Below are 332 nucleotides of genomic sequence, written 5' to 3'. Positions count from 1 at the left end.
CAAGGATGATCCCTACCGCTGCGCCTATGGCACTGCTGTTGCCGGCAACATCGAAGCCATGGCCGGTGAGGTCAGCGCCGCCTGGAACAAGCCGGACGGCTTTGCAGCGCTTTGGGCCAATCCGGGGCCGCAGAACCCACTTTACCGCGACGGCAACGAAGCGGTGACGGAACTGGTCGGCGTCTTCATCAATGAGCTCGAAATGGTGCGCGACGTGCGCCTGAAAGGGTTTTTCGGCGGCAAGCCGGATGCGGACAAGCCGCAACAGGCAATCTACTGGCGCTCGCAAAACACCACCGCGTCACTGGCCGGCAATCTCTCCGGCATCGATA

General features: G+C 62.0%; 1 protein-coding gene. It reads left to right on the top strand.

Annotated elements, in window-relative coordinates:
- Positions 1-332: imelysin family protein (locus EOB49_RS34945; RefSeq protein ID WP_281060640.1), on the top strand; the 332-nt coding region annotated here is incomplete at both ends.

This window comes from Mesorhizobium sp. M7A.F.Ca.MR.148.00.0.0, from assembly GCF_003997735.1.
In the GTDB taxonomy this organism is placed as follows: domain Bacteria; phylum Pseudomonadota; class Alphaproteobacteria; order Rhizobiales; family Rhizobiaceae; genus Mesorhizobium.
Note: the sequence above shows the minus strand (reverse complement) of the source record. Positions and strands in the feature narration are given on the sequence as shown.